Source organism: Shewanella oncorhynchi (genome assembly GCF_030848765.1).
GTDB classification, from domain to species: Bacteria; Pseudomonadota; Gammaproteobacteria; order Enterobacterales; family Shewanellaceae; genus Shewanella; species Shewanella oncorhynchi.
Map to the genome: position 1 here is coordinate 1,327,535 of NZ_CP132914.1, position 20,370 is coordinate 1,347,904.

A 20,370-nucleotide genomic window follows, 5' to 3' on the forward strand; every position below is an offset into this window, starting at 1 on the left:
GTATAAGTGAATAATTCAATGTTTAAAACACAATCACTTAGTGAATTTAGCGTTTTAACGTCAATACCCAATATGTGAAATTAGGATATGCAATGAGTGATGATTTAGGCGCTGAACTACAACTTGTCTATCTTTTTGTGCATTTAGTCAATGCGGGCAGTTTTTCGCAGGCGGCGAAGGAGCTCGATATGCCCATCGCCACTGTGAGCCGCAAGTTAGCGAAGTTGGAAGAGAAGCTCGATAAACAGCTCTTTATGCGCAGTACCCGCAAGTTACGATTGACGGAGGAAGGGCTGGCGCTCTTTCAACGCTACCAGAGTGTGGTTGCTCAATTTGATGAACTAAGTGGTTTAGGCAGTGATAAACCCGAGGGAACCCTGCGCATCGCCGCACCGATTTCGATTATTTCCATTGTGTTTATTCAGGCATTGAATGAGTTTGGCCGTTTGTATCCTGATATCCGTTTGCACATTTCCCAGAGTAATGAGTTAGTCGATTTGATCGATAAAGGCATAGATGTGGCGATTGTTGGCGGGGCTCAGCCTGATTCTTCTTGGGTGTCGAGTACCTTAGGCGAGCTCGACTATTGCCTGTTTGCCACGCCAGAATACTTGGCTCAGGCACCTAAACTTGAGCATCCCGATGATCTTGAAGCCCATCAACTGATAAAAGTCTGGCCGCTGTTTAATTGGCATTTAAAGCATCCAAGCGGCGAGTCTTTTTATTTTAATGGCCCGACTAAGCTCACCCTCACGGACTTACACGGAGCGATTCAGGCTACTTTAGGCCATGGCGGGATCTTGTATGGTCCTGAACTATTTGTAAAACAGCAGATTAAAGAGGGAAAACTTAAAGTATTACTGCCTGAATGGATTGGCGAACAGAGGCGAATTTCGATTTTATATCATCAGCGCAGCCAGCAGCCGCTAAAGGTAAGAGTCTTTATTGAGTTTATGCAGTCAAAGGCGCCAGAGTTATTTTCTATGCGTTGATTTATTGAGGAGAACTGATTTTTAGCGTCTTTTAGGTTTTACGGTGTTTTTGCTCATGGTGTTTTGCGTTTGTTTTGCATCTTGCAGGCTGGAGCGTGTCGCGGGCAGTATGCCGAGTTCCAAGAAGTACCCCACTAAACGCCGCAGTTCAAATAAAGAACCGATACGCTGTTGATCTTTGATGGTCAGTTTCCAACTGTCGGTTCGTCCTTCGCTATTGGTTAAGACAAATCCTTGATAAACAATCTTTTTCATTGGAATAACTCAATATTGGCTGATGGAACTTGCTAGCCTTGGTCTTACTCGTTTTGTGGCTTGCATGAAAGTGATTGCAGTCGAGACTAGAGGCTTATTGTTTAGAAACATTGTTTAGATATAAGGGTGCTTGAGTAACCCCAAGCACCTCATCAGTTAAGCGACGCTGATACCGATATTTGATACGCCAGCTTCGATAATGTCTTTGCGTAAGCCTTTGACCAGTTCTGCGGTGATCTTCGGATTTTCTTCAATAATTTCCAGCAGAGAATTTTGTAATTCTTTCTCTTCCTCCATGACTTCATGGGCGAAAACGAAATCATCTAATGCTTCATCCACCAAATCGACATCGCTGATCGCTTCGATGTAGTTAGCCACTGTGCTGGATGATAATTTGCTGATATTGACTATGTCTTCTTCAATTTTGCCTTGAATCGCACCCAGTAAGGTCGATATGGCGACCACTGCATCCATAGCAGGGTAGACGCCATAGGCTTCAAAATCAGCAGGATCTGGGGTGTTATCTTCCAGGCGTTGCAGATGCACATCGACATTGAATTTGAGCTTGGAGTCGTACTGGGATTGCCACAATAGTTCTAATGCGGTACTCAACACAGTAGGATCGCCAAACTCACAGACTTCGGAAAACAGTTGATAGTTGGGCAACATACGTTGGCAAAGTGCAGTGGCAAAGAGTTGTTTTTGTGGCAGTGTTAACGCCTTGAGACGTTTAAAGAAGCCCGTTTTTTTGGTCATCTGTTATTTCCGCTGATAGCTGTGATATCACTTGATTTGCCGCAGATTCTACCTTAGTTAACTCATCAAGTAACTCTAGTATTTCGGGTTCGAGATCTTCAACCGATGTTTCACGTTTTAGTGCCGATTCAATTTCTTGGCATAACCTTTGTGTGGTGGGCACGCCGCAGTAGCAGCTAGCACCATGCAGCTTATGGATAGTACTGAGCATGACTGGGTGATCGTTTTGACTTAGCGCCGTTTGAATCGTCGCCACGGTTTGCGGCAATGAGTCGAGCAACATTCTAAGCATATCTAAGGCGAGATCGGCCTTGTGGTTGGCTTGGGTTAAGCATAAATCCCAGTTCAGCGTATGCAGGTCAAAATGGGTGAACTTAGGTCGAGTGATCCAGCGATGAATAATATCTTTGAGCGCCGCTTCATCAATAGGTTTAGGCAAATATCCGTCCATACCACTGCCTAAAATCAGTTCGCGTTCTTCTGCAATGGCATGGGCTGTCACGGCAATTATCGGCGTGTTGCGGTTCATCGAGCCTTGGCGAATTTGCTTCGTGGCACTAATGCCATCTGTGCCAGGCATTTGAATATCCATAAAGATCAAGTCGAAGGTGCGAATCTTCGCCTGTTTAACTGCCTCATCACCGCTGTTGACGGCAACCACAGTCGTCACTAATTCGCTGAGTAAAGTATCAATCAGTTTTAAGTTGGCAAAGTTATCATCTACCGCTAGCACGGTTAAGGATTGGCGAGCTACCGGTGTGGATATTGTCGCAGGGGCTATGATGTCGTACTCCATCGGTGGATAGAGTAAGTTGCGCGCAAGCTGATGCTCACTAACTGGCAGAGACAACACCACATCGGCATTCGGGCGAATAAATTGGGTTAAGGCATCTTGTTCTTGGCAATCGTATAGCACGATAAGGCAATCTGTTTTGGTCTTCGCTAAGTTTAGTGTACTTACCAGTTGTGCTGAATCGCTAAACCCATGGCAACTCAGGAGAACATAGTCGTATGGCGCTTCAGCCGTGGTGAGCGTAGTCAACAAGCTTGGGATATGCTGGTGATGGGTGACTTTTGTATCCCATTGATTCAATTGGCGGCTCAAGACAGCATGAGTCAGCACTCGCGGTTCGTAAAACAGTATAGTTTTGTCTTTGAGTTTTTCGAGCGGCAGTGAGTCACCGATTTGGAATTGACCTAAGCCGAGCGGCAAACTGAACCAGAAGTTTGAGCCTTTTTCTGGGGATGAAGTAAAGCCGATTTGGCCGCCCATTTGATTCACTAAACGTTTAGTGATCACTAAACCTAAGCCGGTGCCACCAAAGCGACGCGAAATCGACGAGTCTGCTTGGCCAAAGGCTTGGAATAAAAAGTCCTGCTGGCTTTCATCTATACCAATACCAGTGTCGACCACATCACAGCGCAGTACTACTTGTTCATCCGACTGGCTCTGCAGTTCGATTTTGACCATCACGCTGCCAGAGTCAGTGAATTTAATCGCGTTACCAACCAAGTTATTGATGATTTGGCATACGCGCATGGCATCGCCATTGACATTGTCGGGCACGTTGGGGGCGATATCGACGACGAGTTCTAGGCCTTTGGCCTGTGCGCTGCCCGAGATCAAGGTAATCGTATCGCTTATGGTTTCCCTAAGGCCGAAGGGCATGTTTTCTAACACCATTTTACCGGCTTCGAGTTTAGAAAAATCGAGAATGTCGTTGATGATACCCAGCAGGTTAGTGGCGCTGCGTTCTATGGTCTTGATGTAATCGACTTGGCTCGAATGCAATGGTGTTTTGACTAATTGCCGAGCAAAACCGATAACGCCATTGAGCGGTGTACGTAACTCGTGAGACATATTCGCTAAGAATTCAGATTTAATTCGGCTGGCTTCTAGGGCGCGTTTTTTAGCTAAATCCAGCTCGACGTTTTGGATTTCAATCTGCTCTAAGGTTTCCCGCAGATCCGACGTCGCTTGGTCGATATTTTGCTGCATCTCATCATGGTATTCTGACAACGAACCTGCCATGGCATTGATGCCGCGTTTGAGTAAGTCCAGCTCACCAATCAAGTTGCCATCTAAGCGGGCGTCCAATTTACCTTCACGGATTTTAGCGACGACGCGCACCATTTCAGTAATGGGCTGAGTGACGTTTTTCACTAGCCGGAAAGTAAATAGCAGGTTTAACTGCACGCCGATCAACACGATAATAAAGGCGGCGACTGCGGCTCTATGTTGCTCTAACAAGGCGCGTTCTTTATTGATTATTATCGAGATATAGCCTAAAAGATGACCATCGTCTGTCTGGATATCGTAATTAGCGGGAGCAGCAATGGGGCCTGTGGCAAAAATGGGCGTCCGTAAAATGAGGCTGTCGTCCACATGTTCAATTTCGGTTTTATGCAGCGTGTTGAGGGCTTCTTTGTAGCGCATAATCTCAAAGTCTTTGTGATAGTGGGAGGTCACAAAGAGTTGATTATTGGCATCGAAAATCGCGATGGATTTTACTAAGGTGGATTTGTTGAGCTGTGCCGCCGCGAGTAAGCGTTTGGTCGCCTCGCGATCATTCGCCACTAAGCCGATTTCACTGGCAATCGACAGGGGCTCTATAATATTGCTGCCCTGTTCGACGAGCGTATCTTCGAGCTCATAAAAACGGTTTATGGTAAAGTAGCTGCCCAGAAGGATACCGACCAAGATTGTTGGCGCGAGCGCCAGCACAAGAACCCAAGAACGTAGGCTGTATTTGGTCATGTTGTTGACAGGGTTCATAGCAGCGGCGGTGTTTCCTGTGACAGAGACTAAGATAATTTTATAAGACTGCCAGAAAGAGGGCGGTCTTTGCCAGTATTTTATTGATTTAGAGGCCGAAATGGCGCAATTTTTTAAAGCAAAACCAAATAGTTCCAAACAGTTGTCGGCTAAGTTATCGCTGAGCGTAGAACAGCTCGATCACTTAGGTGCTGGTATAGCACAACATCAAGGTAAAGTCGTGTTTATCCCTGGAGCTTTGCCCGATGAAACCGTGACGGTACAGCTCACCGAGCAAAAGAAAAATTATGCCCGTGCCAAGTTGATTAAAGTCGATTCATCAAGTCCTGAGCGCGTCGAGCCCGAGTGTCCACACTACCACACCTGCGGCGGCTGCGACTTACAGCATATGTCATTATCGGGTCAGCGTGAGCATAAAGAAGCCGCGTTGCTGGATATTATGGCTAAGTTTGCTGGCACTGAAGGCGGTGCTTTATCGCCCGCACTCACGGGGGAAGGTTGGCATTATCGTCGCCGCGCCCGTCTTGCAACTTTATTTGATAAAAATACCAAGCACTTAAGTTTAGGCTTTCGCGCCGCCAGTAGCAGCAATGTGGTGCCAATCAGCCAGTGTCTGGTGTTAGCTAAGCCGTTATCGGACTTGATCGTCCCCTTTGCTAAGTTGCTGAACCAATTGTCAGCTAAAGCCAGCTTAGGCCATCTTGAGTTGATTGCCGCTGATAATGGTCACTTCGCTGTGCTGCGTATCACTAAGGCGCTAAACGATAAAGATCTCGCTAAGCTGTCAGCCTTTGCTGAGCAGCATCAGATCCATATTTGTCTGCAGGATAATGAAGGCCAATTCCAAGGCGTTGGCGCTGAGTTAGTGTTACCGGTTTATCAACTGTTAGATGAAAATGCGCAGTCGGATGCGGTGAGTTTAAGTTTCACCCCAGGTAACTTTGTGCAAGTGAATGGACAAATTAACAAGGCCATGGTCGCTCAAGCGATGGATTGGTTAGCGCCAGCGCTAGATGAGCGCATTTTGGATTTGTTCTGCGGCATGGGCAATTTCAGTTTGCCCTTAGCGAAAATGGGCGCTGATGTGATTGGCGTCGAAGGGGTTGCCGAAATGGTGACTCAGGCACGGGTGAACGCGAAAGCTAACAATCTTGATAAACTGACCTTTTACCACGGCGACTTGAGTGCGGATTTATCCCTTGAGCCTTGGATGGGCAAGATTGATAAATTACTGCTCGATCCTGCCCGCGCTGGGGCATTTGAAAGCTTGCAATGGCTAAAGAAAATGAAGCCGCGCAAAGTCGTGTATGTATCTTGTAATCCTGCGAGTTTGGCTCGCGATAGCGCAGTACTGTTGGAGCGCGGTTACCGATTACAGCAATTGGGACTTATCGACATGTTCCCACAAACACACCATATCGAAGCCATGGCACTGTTTGAATTAACCAAGTAATTTGCGCTGGCAAAGTAAGCAAAGCGTTTGAATAACGTAAAAAATGTGATTATTACGTCGGTTGGGTTTGACAAGTTCGCGCCAATGCTGAAGATAGGAGAGCTGAAGTGGTGCCCACTTTCTCTCTGAGCACGGATAAGGAAATAAATTAGATGGTCTCTGTTCGCGAAGCGCACTTTAATGATCCCGATTTTCACTTAGAAGATTGGGTAGCTCGCTATGTTGGTCATGCCGATGAAGCGCAGATGCTGCTCTCTTTGATAGGGCAGATTGACGCCTTACCAGCCAAGAGTCCTGCGGCGAAGAGAGAACTGCTCGAACGTGCTCGAGAGATGATTGAAATCCTCGCACCGCTAAACATGGACATTGAAACCCTGCAGGCGGCAATTTTGTTTGTGGTGCTCGATGCTGGGTTACTGACCGAAGAAGCCATCCAAGAGAAATTTGGTGAGCCGCTGGCGCGTTTAGTGGCGAGTGTCGTGACCATGAACGCCATCGGCGCCTTGAAAATCAATCCAAATAGTCGTTCAACCGAGCCGCAAATCGATAACATTCGCCGCATGTTACTGGCTATGGTTGAAGATGTGCGCGCCGTGGTGATTAAGCTTGCCGAGCGTGTGTGTTTGCTACGGGCGGTGAAAAATGCCGACGAAGAAACTCGCGTGCTGCTGGCCCGTGAAATTGCCGATATTTACGCGCCGTTGGCTAACCGTTTGGGTATTGGTCAATTAAAGTGGGAGCTGGAAGATATTTCGTTTCGCTATCTACATCCAGATACTTATAAAGACATCGCTAAGCAATTAGATGGTAAACGACTGGATCGTGAAGTCTTTATCGACAAGTTTGTCAGTCAGTTGCAACAAAGATTAGATGAAGATCAAATTCGCGCTAAGGTCTACGGCCGGCCGAAACATATCTACAGTATTTGGCGCAAGATGAAGGGTAAGCACCTCAAATTTGATGAGTTGTTTGACGTGCGCGCCGTGCGTATCGTGACTGAGCGTTTGCAGGATTGTTATGGTGCATTAGGTGTTGTGCATACGCTTTGGCACCATATTCCACGGGAATTTGACGACTATGTCGCTAACCCTAAGCCTAACGGTTATCAATCGATTCATACCGTTGTGGTGGGGCCTGAGGGCAAAACCGTTGAAATTCAAATTCGTACCCAAGACATGCATGAAGATGCAGAACTCGGTGTGGCCGCGCACTGGAAATACAAAGAAGGCAATCATTCCGGTAAGCAAAGCGGTTACGAAGAAAAAATTAACTGGCTGCGTAAAATTCTGCAATGGCAGGAAGACGTGGTCGAAAGTGGCAACTTGGTCGAAGAAGTCCGCAGCCAAGTGTTTGAAGATAGAGTCTATGTGTTCACCCCAAGCGGTGAAGTTGTCGACTTGCCACTGGGCTCAACCGTGCTCGACTTTGCCTATTACATTCACTCCCAAGTGGGACATAAATGTATTGGTGCTAAGGTCGATGGCCGTATTGTGCCGTTCACCTATCAGGTTGAAACGGGCGAGCGTATCGAGATCATCACCTCGAAACAGCCCAACCCCAAGCGCGATTGGCTTAACCCTAACTTAGGTTATATCCGTACTTCACGGGCGCGTTCAAAAATCCAGCATTGGTTTAAGCAGCAGGACAGAGACAAGAATATTGTCGCCGGCAAAGAAATGCTCGAATCTGAACTGGCGCGGGTGAGCCTTAAAATTAAAGACGCGGCCATTGCAGTCGAGCGCTTTAATATGGCGAGCATGGATGACTTACTGGCGGCCATTGGCGGCGGTGATGTGCGTCTGCATCAAGTGGTTAACCATATTCAAAGCCGTCTGCGACTCGACGAAGTGTCAGAAGAAGATGCCGTCGAAGAGTTAGTTAAGAAAGGCCAACATAAGCCGACCTCCAGTGGCCGTGGTCAGGTTGAAGTTAACGGTGTGGGTAACTTGCTTAACCATATCGCCCGTTGTTGTCAGCCCGTTCCCGGTGATGAGATCTTAGGTTTTATCACTAAAGGCCGTGGTATTTCGGTGCATCGCGCTGATTGTGAACAAGTTAAAGAGTTAATGCGGGTTCACCCAGAGCGTGGTGTCGATGTGGTCTGGGGCGAAAATTACTCCGGCGGTTATCGCATGCGTCTGCGGGTATTAGCCCACGATCGCAGTGGTTTATTGCGCGACTTAACCTCAGTGCTGGCTGCTGAAAAATCCAATGTACTGGCCATGAGTTCGTCATCGGACACTAAAAATCAGACCGCCGCGATTGAGTTGGAACTGGAGCTTTATAACCTCGATGGTTTATCGCGAGTGTTATCTAAACTGACCCAAGTCGATAGTGTGATCGAGGCAAGACGACTTTAAGGCTAGCAACGCCTTTCGAAGCAGTAAGTATCTAGAAACCATCTAGAAGCTAGAAAGAAAGTAATCAAGGATTAGGGCGGCAGGGTGAATTTCACCTGCCGCCTTTTCATTTGGCTTATTTTTTATGGAAATTGAGCTGCATGACTTGTTAGTTCAGCTGCGATGTTCTTAGTGTTAGCCTGATATCACCAATACAGGTGTGCCATGGCATTCACTCTCCGACACTGTGGATAGAAGCCTAGGGATTCTAAGCTTATGAACGAGCTATGGAGGGCGAATATTTCGAGTGAACTAAAGTAATTAAAAAAGGGACTCCTTGCACCCACTTGATCTTGGAGATGACGTATAGATCGCCATGTCCACAAGCAGAAAAAGGTGATGACGATGGCCGCAATCAACGTCAGGAATCGCTGTTGGGCAATTCACTTTGACCTTGTCAGCCAGCATTATCCTCATGGTCATTCATACACCCTGCGTTATTTGTCTTTTACATAAGCAAGGCTTTATCCGCCAATGCCAAAGGCGATGGCGCTCACAGATAACAAAACTATTAATACCAAGCCAACATCCAACACGTTAGGCAGTTTGAAGTAATAAAGCACATCATCCACTTTCCCAAGGATGTTCAACACCAGAAAGTTCGACTGTGGAATGACCTTGAGTTGCGGCTCAAAGACCTTTACCGCAAGCTTGCCACTCTCGACCGCGGCCTCAATGCTCCACACATCCGCCGTCGTTTGGGTGTGAGCGCCTGCCAGAACCAGGTTGGATATTGATGTCTTTTGCTGTGGCATAAATTGTTGGGTGTGGGTCGAATTCACCCATTTGGGCTGCGCCGATGTTATGCCTTCGGGAGAAAACGCCCATTCATGCCAAACTTTGATTTTTACGATGGAAAAATCTTGCCAGCTTTTACCGCCGTTAGCCTTTTTGACCAATTCATCGAGGGCATGACTCTGTTTTAATTGAAATAACACTTCATCAAGGAATTGCTCCTCAGTGCATTGCTCCAAACAAAGGCCATGGACTGGGCCAGGGACTTTTGAAACACAAGCGGTGACAGTCCACAGTGATTGAATGTCGTCCCCCAGATAACTCGACTCTCCCCACGCTTGTTCCTGAGCAAAAAGTGTCAGATTAAAAGCGGAGTCTGAAATAACCAGCGCGCATCGCTTTCGCGGCCAAGACATTTTTTCTTTGAAGCCAATTCTAAAGGACACTTGGGTATGCGGCCCCTGTTGTACCAAGGATTTAAAAAGATTGAGTTGCGGTTGATTTTGAAGAAGCGGGGTTCTGTCTAGAATATCTGCCGCAGAAAAGGGATTCAGTGCGAGGACATAGATATCGGCCTGAACGGTTTCGCCATTGTCCAGTTCTGCTGCTGTTATGCGGTTATTTTCAAAACTCAAACGATGAAGTGGGGTCTGCCAATAAAACTCAACCTGCTTTTGCTTCAGGTCATCGACCCACTTATCAAACCAAACCTCACTGCTGGGCCCGTTCAGAAGCAGCCATCCCGTACGGGCCTTGTGTTCCCATGGCCCGCCTTCACTGTCTGCTTGATGACGATAGCAATACTTAGTGACCAATTGCTTACGGAAAAAATGCGCCACATGATGGAAAGAAACATGACACCAGTCAGAGCCCACCCAAGGGCCAAAAGTGGAACTCCAGGTACTCAGTGTTGAAGCGGCTAAATAAGGTCGCCAAGCTTCTTTAGCGTTGATGTTGCTGTACTTTTGGCTACTTCGGGTATTTGAACACCATGCTTTTCCCATCAGCCAACACCAAAGCCATTTTTCTTTGGTCGTCATACTAAACAGGTTCTCCAAATCGACATTGCTGGAGTGAGAGTCACCAAAGTGAGCCGAACCTGAGTTAGGCGCCAAGCCGAATACGACTGGCCGAGAAAGAATGTTGTCATAGAGACTGGAATGCTCATCAAAGGGGATCTCCTTGATGAGTTCGAAAAAATTGTTATACCAAGGGCCCATTCCATGCCAAGAGTATTCAGAAGGCATACCCTGATCTTCTTTTCTTCTGGCACTTCTAAAAAAACCACCTGCATCCGCATTCGCCTCGAATATCTTCACTTTATACCCAAGTTTTGCAAATTCATGCGCTGCCGTTAGTCCGGCAATACCACTACCAAAAATAGCGACACTTTTCGCTTCTGTAGATGATTCTGTGGATTTAGAGATAGCTTCAACTAACATTTAGCACCTCTTAACATGATCGTCGTTTGTGTCTAACGTGCTTTTAGGGGGGATTTTATGCTTTCATGTTTCTTGTCATCCGGCCAATAACTGGGGCGACCATAATGATGGTAAATATGCATTTCTGTCTTACGGTCCACTGGCACCGTTGGGTTATACGGCGGAGCGTCTTTCACTGCCTGTCGTGTCAGATTGACAGACGCCTTGGCATCGGGCCAACTCACATCTTCGATCCAATCAGCAGGAATCAGCACTTGATGACCTAGCCACCAGTTACTCGTATTCACTATCAGGTATCGAATGGCCCAAGTTTCTTCATCGATAAGCAGGTCCTGTATGTGGCCAATGTCACCATCGGTCGCATGAATGCGGTAGTCGATTACCGCCTGACAACTACGCAGATGAATGTCGTCATCTTGGTGCTGCTTGGCTTTAGTTTGTACATTAGTCTTAGCCATTTCTGGATGTTCGACATCAGGTGGAGACGCTAAGCCGACGTAGCCCGTTAACATCATATTCGGATACACACCCCCGCCCCACATCCCGTCACCGCCCCAATAATAGGGATAGCCGTAGTACTCAAGTAAGCGAATTTCTTGCTGTCGAGAGACAGGTTTTTGGGTGCTGATATCGGGGCTGTTCTCGACTTGAACTTTTGTGATAGAGACGGGCAACAGCTTGTCCGCCCAGTTAGCTTGGCCTATCGAGATAGGCGAAATCAGTACTTTTCTACTGGAAAGCCAAGTGCCAGTGTCAACAACGAGATAGCGAATGCACCAAGTTTCGTCATCGAAATAGACATCTTTAACATGACCAATGTTGCCATCTGTAGCGCTGATGACATAGTCCTCCATATTCTTAACTGTGCGTAACATAAGCACTGTCTCCTTCGAATGTTTGTTTTCCTAGAGGGTCGATATACCTATGTAGTATGCAAAAGCGGCGACGCTGTCCGTACGCTATCTAACGTAAGTATCATTTTGTGGAAGTGACGAACTGCCAGATGCCTAAGTCGCCGAGTTCGCAGCCAAATCCAAACTATTAATGGGTGCGTGAATGCACTGACACCAGACCGCTGGTCATTCACCATAGAAAAGACAATCGGTAATGTTTTAAGGGCTGTGGGAAACATTTTTAGTGGGCGATATGAACACACCAATTAAAAAATGAATTTTAGCGGCAGATCTGGCGGCTAGTGTTAGTACAGCTTAGCCACATAGCGCTGGCTGATACCGTGTCTCAGGAGATGAGTTATTTCAGTGTCGCTTGCAGGGTAATCTCTTCAACACCAGCAAGGGCCTTCGATACCGGACAGTCACACTTTGCCGCAGCCGCAATCTCTTGGAATTTCGCTTCGTCGATGCCCGCAACCTCTGCGCTCATCGTCAACGCGATGCGGTCTATAACAAAACCTTCGCCTTGTTTAGCTAGACGCACACTTGCCTTGGTATCGATATTGGCGGTGATAAACCCTGCCTTGTCGCAGGCGAATGAAAACGCCATCGTAAAACACGCGGCATGGGCGGCAGCTAGTATCTCTTCAGGGTTCGTGCCACGATGGTCATCCTCGAAGCGGCTACCGAAGCCGTAAGGATATTGCTTCAGTGCACCGGTCTCGGTACTTATTTTACCTTGGCCTTTCTTACCTTGACCTTGCCATTGGATAGTTGCGATTTTTTCAATCATGGTGTGTCTCCTAAATATCAAAATTGCTCAAGAAGGGTTTCATTTTCGACGCTAATGATTGGGCAAATTGAGACGACTTATATTGCCAACCTATGCCAGTCTGGACTTGACCATAGGTATCCGTCTGTACGGTATGCAACAGATATGATAGCTGCGAAGGCGCTAATGTGATTGCGCTGGGCGTTGAAGATCCCCACCTACCAATCGAAGATATGCTTCTCAAGATCGCCTTTGTACGCTTTCATTTCAGAGGATTAACGGGCCATATATGGCCTGTTATCCGATAGATGAGACTGACAAGTGCCTATTAAGCAGAGAAAATCAGGCCATATATGGCCTGATTTATTGGTTGCCTGATTTATTGATTGATATTTTCAACCGCTCATTCTCACAAACCAACACATTTTTATCACACTGAATCTGCGCTAACTTCGCCATCCGTTCTGCCGCCTGAGCTGTCGCGCGCTGAAAACCCAATAAGCCCAAAGCAGCTGATGCTGCGTCCGTTACGCTGATAGCGTGGGCGTCTTGCACTGTCAGCAATAAGGCGTTTGTGAGCTCGGCATCACAGACGTTTTCCAGCTTACGGGTGGCTGTGTCGACGCTGTTCCAGTTTCTTAACTTGACTGTATTGCGGCCATGCGGCCATAACACTTCATCGCTATCTAACTGGATTAATCCTTTGGCAACAGCGCCTGTAATGGCTTGGTCTACAGTGCGTTTAATTTTGGCGCCAACCCTTGTCAGGCCGGCAGCGTTGGCTAAACGAGTTGCAACTAGGCTGGTGAATATTGGGTATTCGGTTTCAACAATACGTTCAACCGCATACACCAACATACTTAAAGGGATGGCGCTGAAATCATCGACATGTGGAATATTGAGCTTAGACACATCGGCTTTTTTATAGGGTGTAGTACAGGCTTCAAATTCTGGTTGTTCTTCTTCAACCCGCATTATTGGCGTTGCAATGGTCTCTGGCGCAGCAACTTTGTGTTTCACTTGTCTGGTGCTAGTGGCTTGTGCAGCCATTGTTACCATCAGTTCGTCATGTTGGGTTATGGCTTTGTCTATGAGTACTTTCAGGCGATGTAACTCTGCCTCTGGATCTCGAAACCAGTCAGTAGACCAAATGCGTTCAAAGCTCCAGCCAAGACCTTCCAGTACACTTTGCCGCAACCTTTCGCGGTCTCGTGCCGAAGTAGCTCCATAATAGCCTGCGCCGTCATATTCCAGCGCCAATACAAATTTACTTGGGTCTTCAGGATGCTTGATGGCTAAGTCGATGTAATAACCCTGACTGCCGACTCGGGTGGCTACCTGATACCCCAAACGCTGTATTGCCTGATGCAGCAGGGCGCCAAAAGCAAAGTTTTGTTCCTGCTGTTTTTCATAGGCTTTGTTCAACTGGCCAGATTCGGCAAACTGCAAAAAGATTTGCAGTGAACGCACACCAAAAGGGCTGTCTGCGCCAACTTTCAGTTCATCACCTTTGAAGTTGGCAAACACTTCCATTGCCAATCGTGCACGTGAAATCAATACGTTTAATCGCCGTTCGCCGCCTGGTTTGTTCAGAAGGCCAAAATTCTGGCTCAGCTGGCCTGTGCTGGTTTTTCCGTAACAAATGCTGATCAAAATAACGTCGCGCTCGTCGCCTTGCACGTTCTCCAGGTTCTTTACAAAAAACTCATCGCCACCTGCATGGCGTGCAAAGAATTCGTCAGTTTCTGGCTGTAAGCGGCGCACTTTTTCCAGCTCAAGCAAGATAGCATCTCGCTGCGAAAGGCTAAACGCAACAACGCCTAACGATAGGTGAGGTTTAGTTAAAGCGTGATTCAGTACTGCTGCTACAACAGCTTTTACTTCGCCAGTATTAGTGCGAGAGCTGCCTTTGTCGTAATGTGTTTCAGGTAAATAATGAAACTTCAGTCCTGTTGCATCGGGGTGAAAGCCTGGGCTTGGAAAGGCCACTAACTTGTTTTTATAAAACTGGTCGTTGGACACTGCGATCAGTGAATCGTGGCGAGAACGGTAGTGCCAGCGCAGCATTTTACTTGCCGCACCACGGGCTTCCATTAATGCCAGAATACTTTCCATTTCTGCGGTGGCGCTGTTTTCCAGTTCTTCCTCTTCCAGTTCAACAGCTTTACCAAATAGGTTGCTTGGTGGCATTTGCTTACTGTCACCTACCACAATCACTTGCCGCCCGCGCAGCATTGCGCCTAAGGCATCGGGTGCTGGAATTTGACTTGCTTCGTCAAAAATCACCAGGTCAAAATCTAACGCACCTTGTTTTAGGTAGGTGGCGATGGACATAGGGCTCATCATAAAAATAGGTTTTACTTGCTGGATCACGTTACCTGCTTCAGCCAGCAATTTCCTAATAGGAATATGGCGTTTTTTCTTACCTAACTCACGCAGTACTAATTCCATTTCACCTTTAGCTGTTTTCTTTGGCAAGCGCTCGTACAGGCTGTTTACTAAAAACTCTTGAGCGAAAAACAAACTGTTACCATCAATACGTTTAAAGTCGCGTAGGCTTTGTTCATGTTTATTGCGGTCAAAGTGCCGTATTGCTTCTGAGCTGTCATAGGCATAGTTAACCAGACCAGAATAATAGCTAAGTTCGAATACCGTCATTAGCAAGTCTGGGGCTGCATGCCATGAGTAAGCATGTTTAGTGAAGTCCTTGATGTTATAAGGCTCAAACGCCTTAATAATCTGGTTGTAGCGTGCAAAATCGTAAAGTAGGGCAGAGTTTTTCCAGCCTTCTAACCAGACATTTAGTTGCGTAAATTGCATTGCTGCTAAGTCATGGTTTGGATTGCTGTCGGGGATTTGTATCAGCTCTTGCAGCGTTTGTGCCTGCACTGCAATAGCGTTACAAAGCGCTGTCAGTGAGTTCGTCTGGTCACGCAGCAGCTTTTTATCAAGGCCCGTATCAATCAGTTCAGCCAATGACTGCGACAATTCAACACGGTTTACCTTTGCATAAAAGGTGTTTATCCAGCTGTGAATTTGCGTTAATTCATTGTGCTCCGAAAATTCGCCTTGCCACTGCGCGCCAAAAGCTTCAGATAACAGGGGGTGGTAGCTAGTTAGCTCTTTTTTCGTGCTTTGGTAAGTTAAAGCAGTATCTAATGCAGTAAGCCAGTCGGTAGACGAAGCGGGCAGAGCGCCAAGCCAAAGCCCTGCTAGCTGTGCTTTGGCTTGGCGATAGCTGGACGACAGGAAACGCCACCATTTATCTGTTTTGCCAATCAAGCCTTGGCGGATACTCAGTAAATCGGCATCCAGCGCCTGCGTGATAAAGTGCTGTTCGCAGCTGGCTTTGAGTGATAAGAAATTAGCTAGGCAGGTCAGGCCGTTATCGATCCGCTTTTTTTCTAAAGCCCATATGGGGTTATTTACTTTAACGCTTTTAAGATCTGGCACTTCGGATAGCCAGCTCGTTGTTGAAATCAGCGGTGCGACTTGTTGCAAGCTTTGTGGTTTATCAAGCTGCAGAAAAACACTGACGGTTTGAGTTTGCGTATCAAGTTGGCTAAGCAACTGGCTTATTTCTACCAAAGTAGAGGTTAATGCCTGCTGCAATGCAGGTGAAAAGTCAGTGCGACCAGACATCGCAAATGGATGCGCTGCAGGTATGCCAATGCGTGCTAGTTGCTGTACTAATTCCGTAACCAGTTTCCTCGCATTACTGTACTCCTCAGCTGTCCATTGTTCGAAGTAGCTAAAGGGGAGGGCTGGTAAGGAGTTGTCGGGATCCTTTGTCTTCAATTGTAGCAATGAGCCCAACGCTTCAATGTAATTGATACCGCTACGCAGAATAGGGGCTCGGATGGCATGCACATAAGCATCCAGCGAGGCTTTTGATTCCGCTAAATCTGAAAACTCTTGCTCCCGGTTTGCTGTTTGTGGCCGACCTTGCTCAAGTGACTCAGCAATAGAACCAAGCACAGATTTCTTGGTACTTTTGTGACTATGTAGTTCGAGTACGGCGTAGCCCATATGAGTTTCATCAAGGCGTTTTTTCACCACCTCAAGTGCTGCCATTTTTTGTGCAACAAACAGCACCTTTTTACCCAGCGCAACCGCTTCGGCAATAATGTTGGTGATAGTTTGGGATTTACCTGTACCTGGCGGCCCTTGAATGATCAGGTCCGCGCCAGATTTCATCGCTAAGATTGCTTCAATCTGGCTAGAATCGGCGTCTTTTACCAAGTGGAGTTTTTCTGGATGATTCAGATCTGCAGGATTGATCTCTGCATCGTGGGGAAAGCCATCACGAAATAAGCGGCCAATTAAAGGTAACTGTGATGGTTTTTTTCCTTCCGGCCAGCCTGTAGGGTCCAAGTCCATGTACATTTGAAACTTGCCAAAAGAGAACAGCCCTAAACCAATTTTGTCCTGATGCACTCGCCATGAAGGTTGCACAGTAATCGCATCTGATACCGCCTGATAATAATCTGTGATGACCATCTCATCAGAATAAGCGGGAAGCATTAACTTAAATTCAGTCCTTAGTTTTGCAGCTAAGGTCAGGTTTGAACCCAGCTCTTCGCCGGTGTAGCGCAATTTGAAGCTATCTCTGGCTGATGATCGCATTAGTTGAACTGGGATCAGAATTAAAGGTGCATATCTTGAAACAGATGAGTTTGTTGGCTCATTCCACTGTAAAAAACCAAGTGCTAAATACAGAACCTCAACACCTTGTTCTTGCAGCATTGTATGGGCTTCGGTTTCCAGTTTCAGCAGGGCTTTATCCAGCTTGGCGGGCACTAATCCGGTTTGTAGGTATTTGTCGGTGAAGCGGGCCACTCCCTTTTTCTGTTCGAGGTATAAATCAAGAGGTGGCAATTCCAAATCATCGTCGGTCTGAAAGAATGATCCTTCATCTTCACTGTCGGCAATTTTTTGCTGATAAGCTTCTGGCAGTGGTAAAAAGCTGAGTGTGTTTTCTTGCTCAACGAGCATTTCAAATATCTTGGCAGATTGCTCATCAATAATGTCGAGGGCTTTACTACCACTTCGGTAATTCAGCTGAGGGTTGGATCGAAGACCCATATCAAGTAATTCCAGACGCGCACGTTCCAGTTGCTGCTCAACAACCATAAAAATCCATCTCCGAGATATGCTGAACAGCAATAGTTTTCACTAGGTTTTGCTGGTGGCGTTGTTTAAAAATCTACCATATCAACGGTTGTTTCTAAAAGCAATCTTGCGAATTATTAGAATGATAAGAACAAGTCGTGCAGAAAGTGAGTTGGCGTATATTGCTTTTATTGGTCGTTAATAAATTTAACGAAATTAGCTAAAGTTGATGGTGCTATTCGCCATGAGATTACTGCTCAACTTATGACTAATTAGGAAAAATGTGCTCCAGCAATTCTGGGTATTCCCTTTTGCAAGCAAATTATCTAATCGGCCAGCCTCCGAGGAGTTATTACGCGCTACGGAATGATTTAACCAACAACGCTATGCTAATTGATCATGAATATGGCTCATGTTCTATGTGAAATAAAACCGTTTTTGTTCATGTGCCGAACCACGTATAAATGACTCCAAGCGAAATATTAGACAAGCTTGAAGTTGCACACTAGCTAAACCATCAGGACTTAAGTCATCGGCACTTAAGTTAAATAGAACCTCAGACAGAACACTAATAATGTCTATCAGAGTCGGGTCGAGAAGCTAGAAGCGCAGGGCATAAACTCAGGTTTGAAATCAGACAATGGGATACTGGATCACTATGAATAAGCATTTTACATTTACGATTAACAGCATTTGTCTTGATGAAAATTATCATCCTTCAGACAAGACGCGTATCACGACCAACTTTGCTAATTTGGCCAGAGGCAGTCATCGCCAAGCGAACTTACGCAACGCGTTAAAGATGATTGATAACAGTTTTAATGCCTTAGCGCATTGGGATAACCCTAAAGGCGATCGTTATAGCGTCGAGTTGGAAATCATCTCCGTTAATTTGGATATTGACGGCAGTGGCCAAACCTTCCCATCGATTGAAGTATTGAAAACCAATATTATTGATCATAAAACCAATAAACGTATTGAAGGCATTGTCGGTAATAACTTTTCATCTTACGTACGCGATTATGACTTTAGCGTATTACTGGCAGAGCATAATAAGGGCCAAGCCAAATTTAGTATTCCAGATGATTTTGGTGGTCTACATGGAAAGCTATTTCAGTCTTTTGTTCATTCTGATACTTACAAACAGAATTTTAATAAGCCACCGGTTATCTGCCTCAGTGTGTCGGATAATAAAACCTATCATAGAATTGAGAATCAACATCCCGTATTAGGGGTTGAATATCAGCCAAATGAATCGTCTTTAACTGAGCAATATTTCAAAAAAATGGGCTTACAGGTGCGCTATTTTATGCCACCAAATAGCGTGGCGCCTTTAGCTTTTTATTTCGTTGGTGATTTACTCAATGATTACACCCATCTTGAGTTGATAAGCACCATCAGCACTATGGGAACTTTTCAAAAAATCTATCGCCCTGAGATTTATAATGCCAATGCTGTTGCCGGAAAATGCTATCAACCTAATTTGAAAAACTTGGATCATTCACTGACTCAAATTGTTTATGATCGAGCTGAACGTAGCCAATTGGCGAATGAGCAAGGCAAATTTGCAGCGGAGCACTTTATCAAACCCTATCAAACGTTTTTTGAACAATGGTCTGCTAATTACGATTAGTCGCTCTGAGCCTAATCGTCACGCTCAATAATTAACCCAATACGGCATCATTATTATGACAACACGACTTAATAAAACCCTGATTAACAACAGACTGTTACCGACTTCAACTGCGGGCAGTTTACCTAAACCTTTATGGCTTGCAGAGCCTGAAACGCTGTGGTCTCCATGGAAATTGCAAGGAGAGGAATTAATTACCGGTAAACACGATGCACTGCGTTTGTCATTACAAGATCAACAGCAAACAGGGATTGATATTGTCAGTGATGGCGAGCAAACGCGGCAACATTTTGTCACTACCTTTATTGAGCACCTCAATGGCGTTGATTTTTCAAAACGTAAAATCGTTAAAATTCGTGATCGCTATGATGCGAGCGTGCCTACGGTTGTCGGCCCAGTGAGCCGCCAAAAGTCGGTGTTTGTTGAAGATGCCAAATTTTTACGCAAGCAAACTACGCAACCGATTAAATGGGCCCTACCTGGCCCTATGACCATGATAGATACGCTTTATGATGACCATTATAAAAGTCGCGAAAAGCTTGCTTGGGAATTTGCCAAAATTCTTAATGAGGAAGCCAAAGAATTAGAAGCGGCGGGTGTTGATATTATCCAATTTGATGAGCCGGCTTTTAATGTGTTTTTCGATGAGGTAAACGATTGGGGTATCGCGTGTTTAGAAAGAGCCATTGAAGGGCTAAAATGCGAAACGGCGGTGCATATTTGTTATGGTTATGGCATCAAAGCCAATACAGATTGGAAAAAAACCTTGGGCTCAGAGTGGCGCCAATATGAAGAAGTGTTTCCTAAACTGCAAAAATCGAATATCGATATTATCTCGCTAGAATGTCACAACTCCCATGTGCCAATGGAGCTACTTGAACTCATTCGCGGTAAGAAAGTCATGGTCGGCGCGATTGATGTTGCCACCGACACGATTGAAACCGCAGAGGAAGTCGCTGACACCCTACGAAAAGCCCTTAAATTTGTCGATGCCGACAAGCTTTATCCTTGTACCAACTGTGGTATGACGCCTTTATCTCATCAAATCGCAAGAGGCAAACTCAACGCCTTAAGTGCAGGCGCAGAGATCGTCAGAAAAGAACTCTTGGCATTAAGATAAGACGTGTTAAGTGTTGCTGTCTTTTTTACAGC

General features: G+C 46.0%; 12 protein-coding genes. 5 read left to right on the forward strand and 7 right to left on the reverse strand.

The features are described from left to right. Window positions 1–92: 92 nt before the first annotated feature. Window positions 93–992, forward strand: a complete 900-nt coding sequence (gene lldR, locus RA178_RS05980) for a LysR family transcriptional regulator LldR (RefSeq protein WP_105251752.1) — start codon at window positions 93–95, stop codon at window positions 990–992. Between the two features lie 21 nt (window positions 993–1,013). On the opposite strand, the gene RA178_RS05985 is transcribed toward lldR, so the two are convergent. The 3 genes from RA178_RS05985 to barA all read right to left on the reverse strand — a co-directional run bounded on the left by RA178_RS05985 (window position 1,014) and on the right by barA (window position 4,779). Continuing rightward, entirely contained in the window at window positions 1,014–1,247 is a 234-nt protein-coding gene (locus RA178_RS05985) for a DUF3319 domain-containing protein (protein WP_006082632.1), read from the reverse strand. 156 nt (window positions 1,248–1,403) lie between these two features. Further along, on the reverse strand, window positions 1,404–2,003 hold the full coding sequence (locus tag RA178_RS05990; protein WP_028761381.1) for a YjaG family protein: 600 nt from the start codon (window positions 2,001–2,003) through the stop codon (window positions 1,404–1,406). Next, on the reverse strand, window positions 1,978–4,779 hold the full coding sequence (gene barA, locus RA178_RS05995; RefSeq protein ID WP_306684917.1) for a two-component sensor histidine kinase BarA: 2,802 nt from the start codon (window positions 4,777–4,779) through the stop codon (window positions 1,978–1,980). Before barA ends, RA178_RS05990 begins: the two co-directional genes overlap by 26 nt. A 100-nt stretch (window positions 4,780–4,879) precedes the next feature. Between barA and rlmD the strand changes: the two genes are divergently transcribed. Continuing rightward, window positions 4,880–6,232 (forward strand): 23S rRNA (uracil(1939)-C(5))-methyltransferase RlmD, encoded by a 1,353-nt coding sequence (gene rlmD / locus RA178_RS06000; RefSeq protein WP_306684918.1) that lies wholly within the window; start codon window positions 4,880–4,882, stop codon window positions 6,230–6,232. 152 nt (window positions 6,233–6,384) lie between these two features. Next, the gene (relA, locus tag RA178_RS06005) at window positions 6,385–8,592 is read left to right on the forward strand and encodes a GTP diphosphokinase (protein WP_028761378.1); all 2,208 of its coding nucleotides are present in this window, start codon (window positions 6,385–6,387) and stop codon (window positions 8,590–8,592) included. Window positions 8,593–9,095: 503 nt separating this feature from the next. Here the strand turns inward: relA and RA178_RS06010 are convergent. The 4 genes from RA178_RS06010 to RA178_RS06025 form a co-directional block, all read right to left on the reverse strand. Next, the gene (locus RA178_RS06010) at window positions 9,096–10,808 is read right to left on the reverse strand and encodes an FAD-dependent oxidoreductase (RefSeq protein WP_306684919.1); all 1,713 of its coding nucleotides are present in this window, start codon (window positions 10,806–10,808) and stop codon (window positions 9,096–9,098) included. A 32-nt stretch (window positions 10,809–10,840) separates the two neighbouring features. After that, a complete protein-coding gene (locus tag RA178_RS06015) occupies window positions 10,841–11,683 on the reverse strand; it encodes a PRC-barrel domain-containing protein (protein ID WP_306684920.1) in 843 nt (280 codons plus the stop codon). A 376-nt stretch (window positions 11,684–12,059) separates the two neighbouring features. Further along, entirely contained in the window at window positions 12,060–12,494 is a 435-nt protein-coding gene (locus RA178_RS06020; protein ID WP_306684921.1) for an OsmC family peroxiredoxin, read from the reverse strand. A gap of 342 nt (window positions 12,495–12,836) precedes the next feature. After that, complete coding sequence (locus RA178_RS06025; RefSeq protein WP_306684922.1) at window positions 12,837–17,606, reverse strand: DUF3320 domain-containing protein; 4,770 nt, start codon at window positions 17,604–17,606, stop codon at window positions 12,837–12,839. Between the two features lie 637 nt (window positions 17,607–18,243). Here RA178_RS06025 and RA178_RS06030 point away from each other — a divergent pair. Both RA178_RS06030 and RA178_RS06035 read left to right on the forward strand, forming a co-directional pair. After that, complete coding sequence (locus RA178_RS06030) at window positions 18,244–19,218, forward strand: DUF1852 domain-containing protein (RefSeq protein ID WP_306684923.1); 975 nt, start codon at window positions 18,244–18,246, stop codon at window positions 19,216–19,218. A 55-nt stretch (window positions 19,219–19,273) separates the two neighbouring features. Continuing rightward, a complete protein-coding gene (locus RA178_RS06035) occupies window positions 19,274–20,338 on the forward strand; it encodes a methionine synthase (protein ID WP_306684924.1) in 1,065 nt (354 codons plus the stop codon). The last annotated feature ends 32 nt before the right edge of the window (window positions 20,339–20,370 follow it).

Coding starts and splice junctions, on each gene's coding strand:
- relA (WP_028761378.1), top strand. CDS start 6,385: ATGGTCTCTGTTCGCGAAGCGCACTTTAATGATCCCGATTTTCACTTA.
- RA178_RS05990 (WP_028761381.1), bottom strand. CDS start 2,003: ATGACCAAAAAAACGGGCTTCTTTAAACGTCTCAAGGCGTTAACACTG.
- RA178_RS05985 (WP_006082632.1), bottom strand. CDS start 1,247: ATGAAAAAGATTGTTTATCAAGGATTTGTCTTAACCAATAGCGAAGGA.
- RA178_RS06015 (WP_306684920.1), bottom strand. CDS start 11,683: ATGTTACGCACAGTTAAGAATATGGAGGACTATGTCATCAGCGCTACA.
- RA178_RS06030 (WP_306684923.1), top strand. CDS start 18,244: ATGAATAAGCATTTTACATTTACGATTAACAGCATTTGTCTTGATGAA.
- RA178_RS06020 (WP_306684921.1), bottom strand. CDS start 12,494: ATGATTGAAAAAATCGCAACTATCCAATGGCAAGGTCAAGGTAAGAAA.
- lldR (WP_105251752.1), top strand. CDS start 93: ATGAGTGATGATTTAGGCGCTGAACTACAACTTGTCTATCTTTTTGTG.
- barA (WP_306684917.1), bottom strand. CDS start 4,779: ATGAACCCTGTCAACAACATGACCAAATACAGCCTACGTTCTTGGGTT.
- RA178_RS06010 (WP_306684919.1), bottom strand. CDS start 10,808: ATGTTAGTTGAAGCTATCTCTAAATCCACAGAATCATCTACAGAAGCG.
- rlmD (WP_306684918.1), top strand. CDS start 4,880: ATGGCGCAATTTTTTAAAGCAAAACCAAATAGTTCCAAACAGTTGTCG.
- RA178_RS06025 (WP_306684922.1), bottom strand. CDS start 17,606: ATGGTTGTTGAGCAGCAACTGGAACGTGCGCGTCTGGAATTACTTGAT.
- RA178_RS06035 (WP_306684924.1), top strand. CDS start 19,274: ATGACAACACGACTTAATAAAACCCTGATTAACAACAGACTGTTACCG.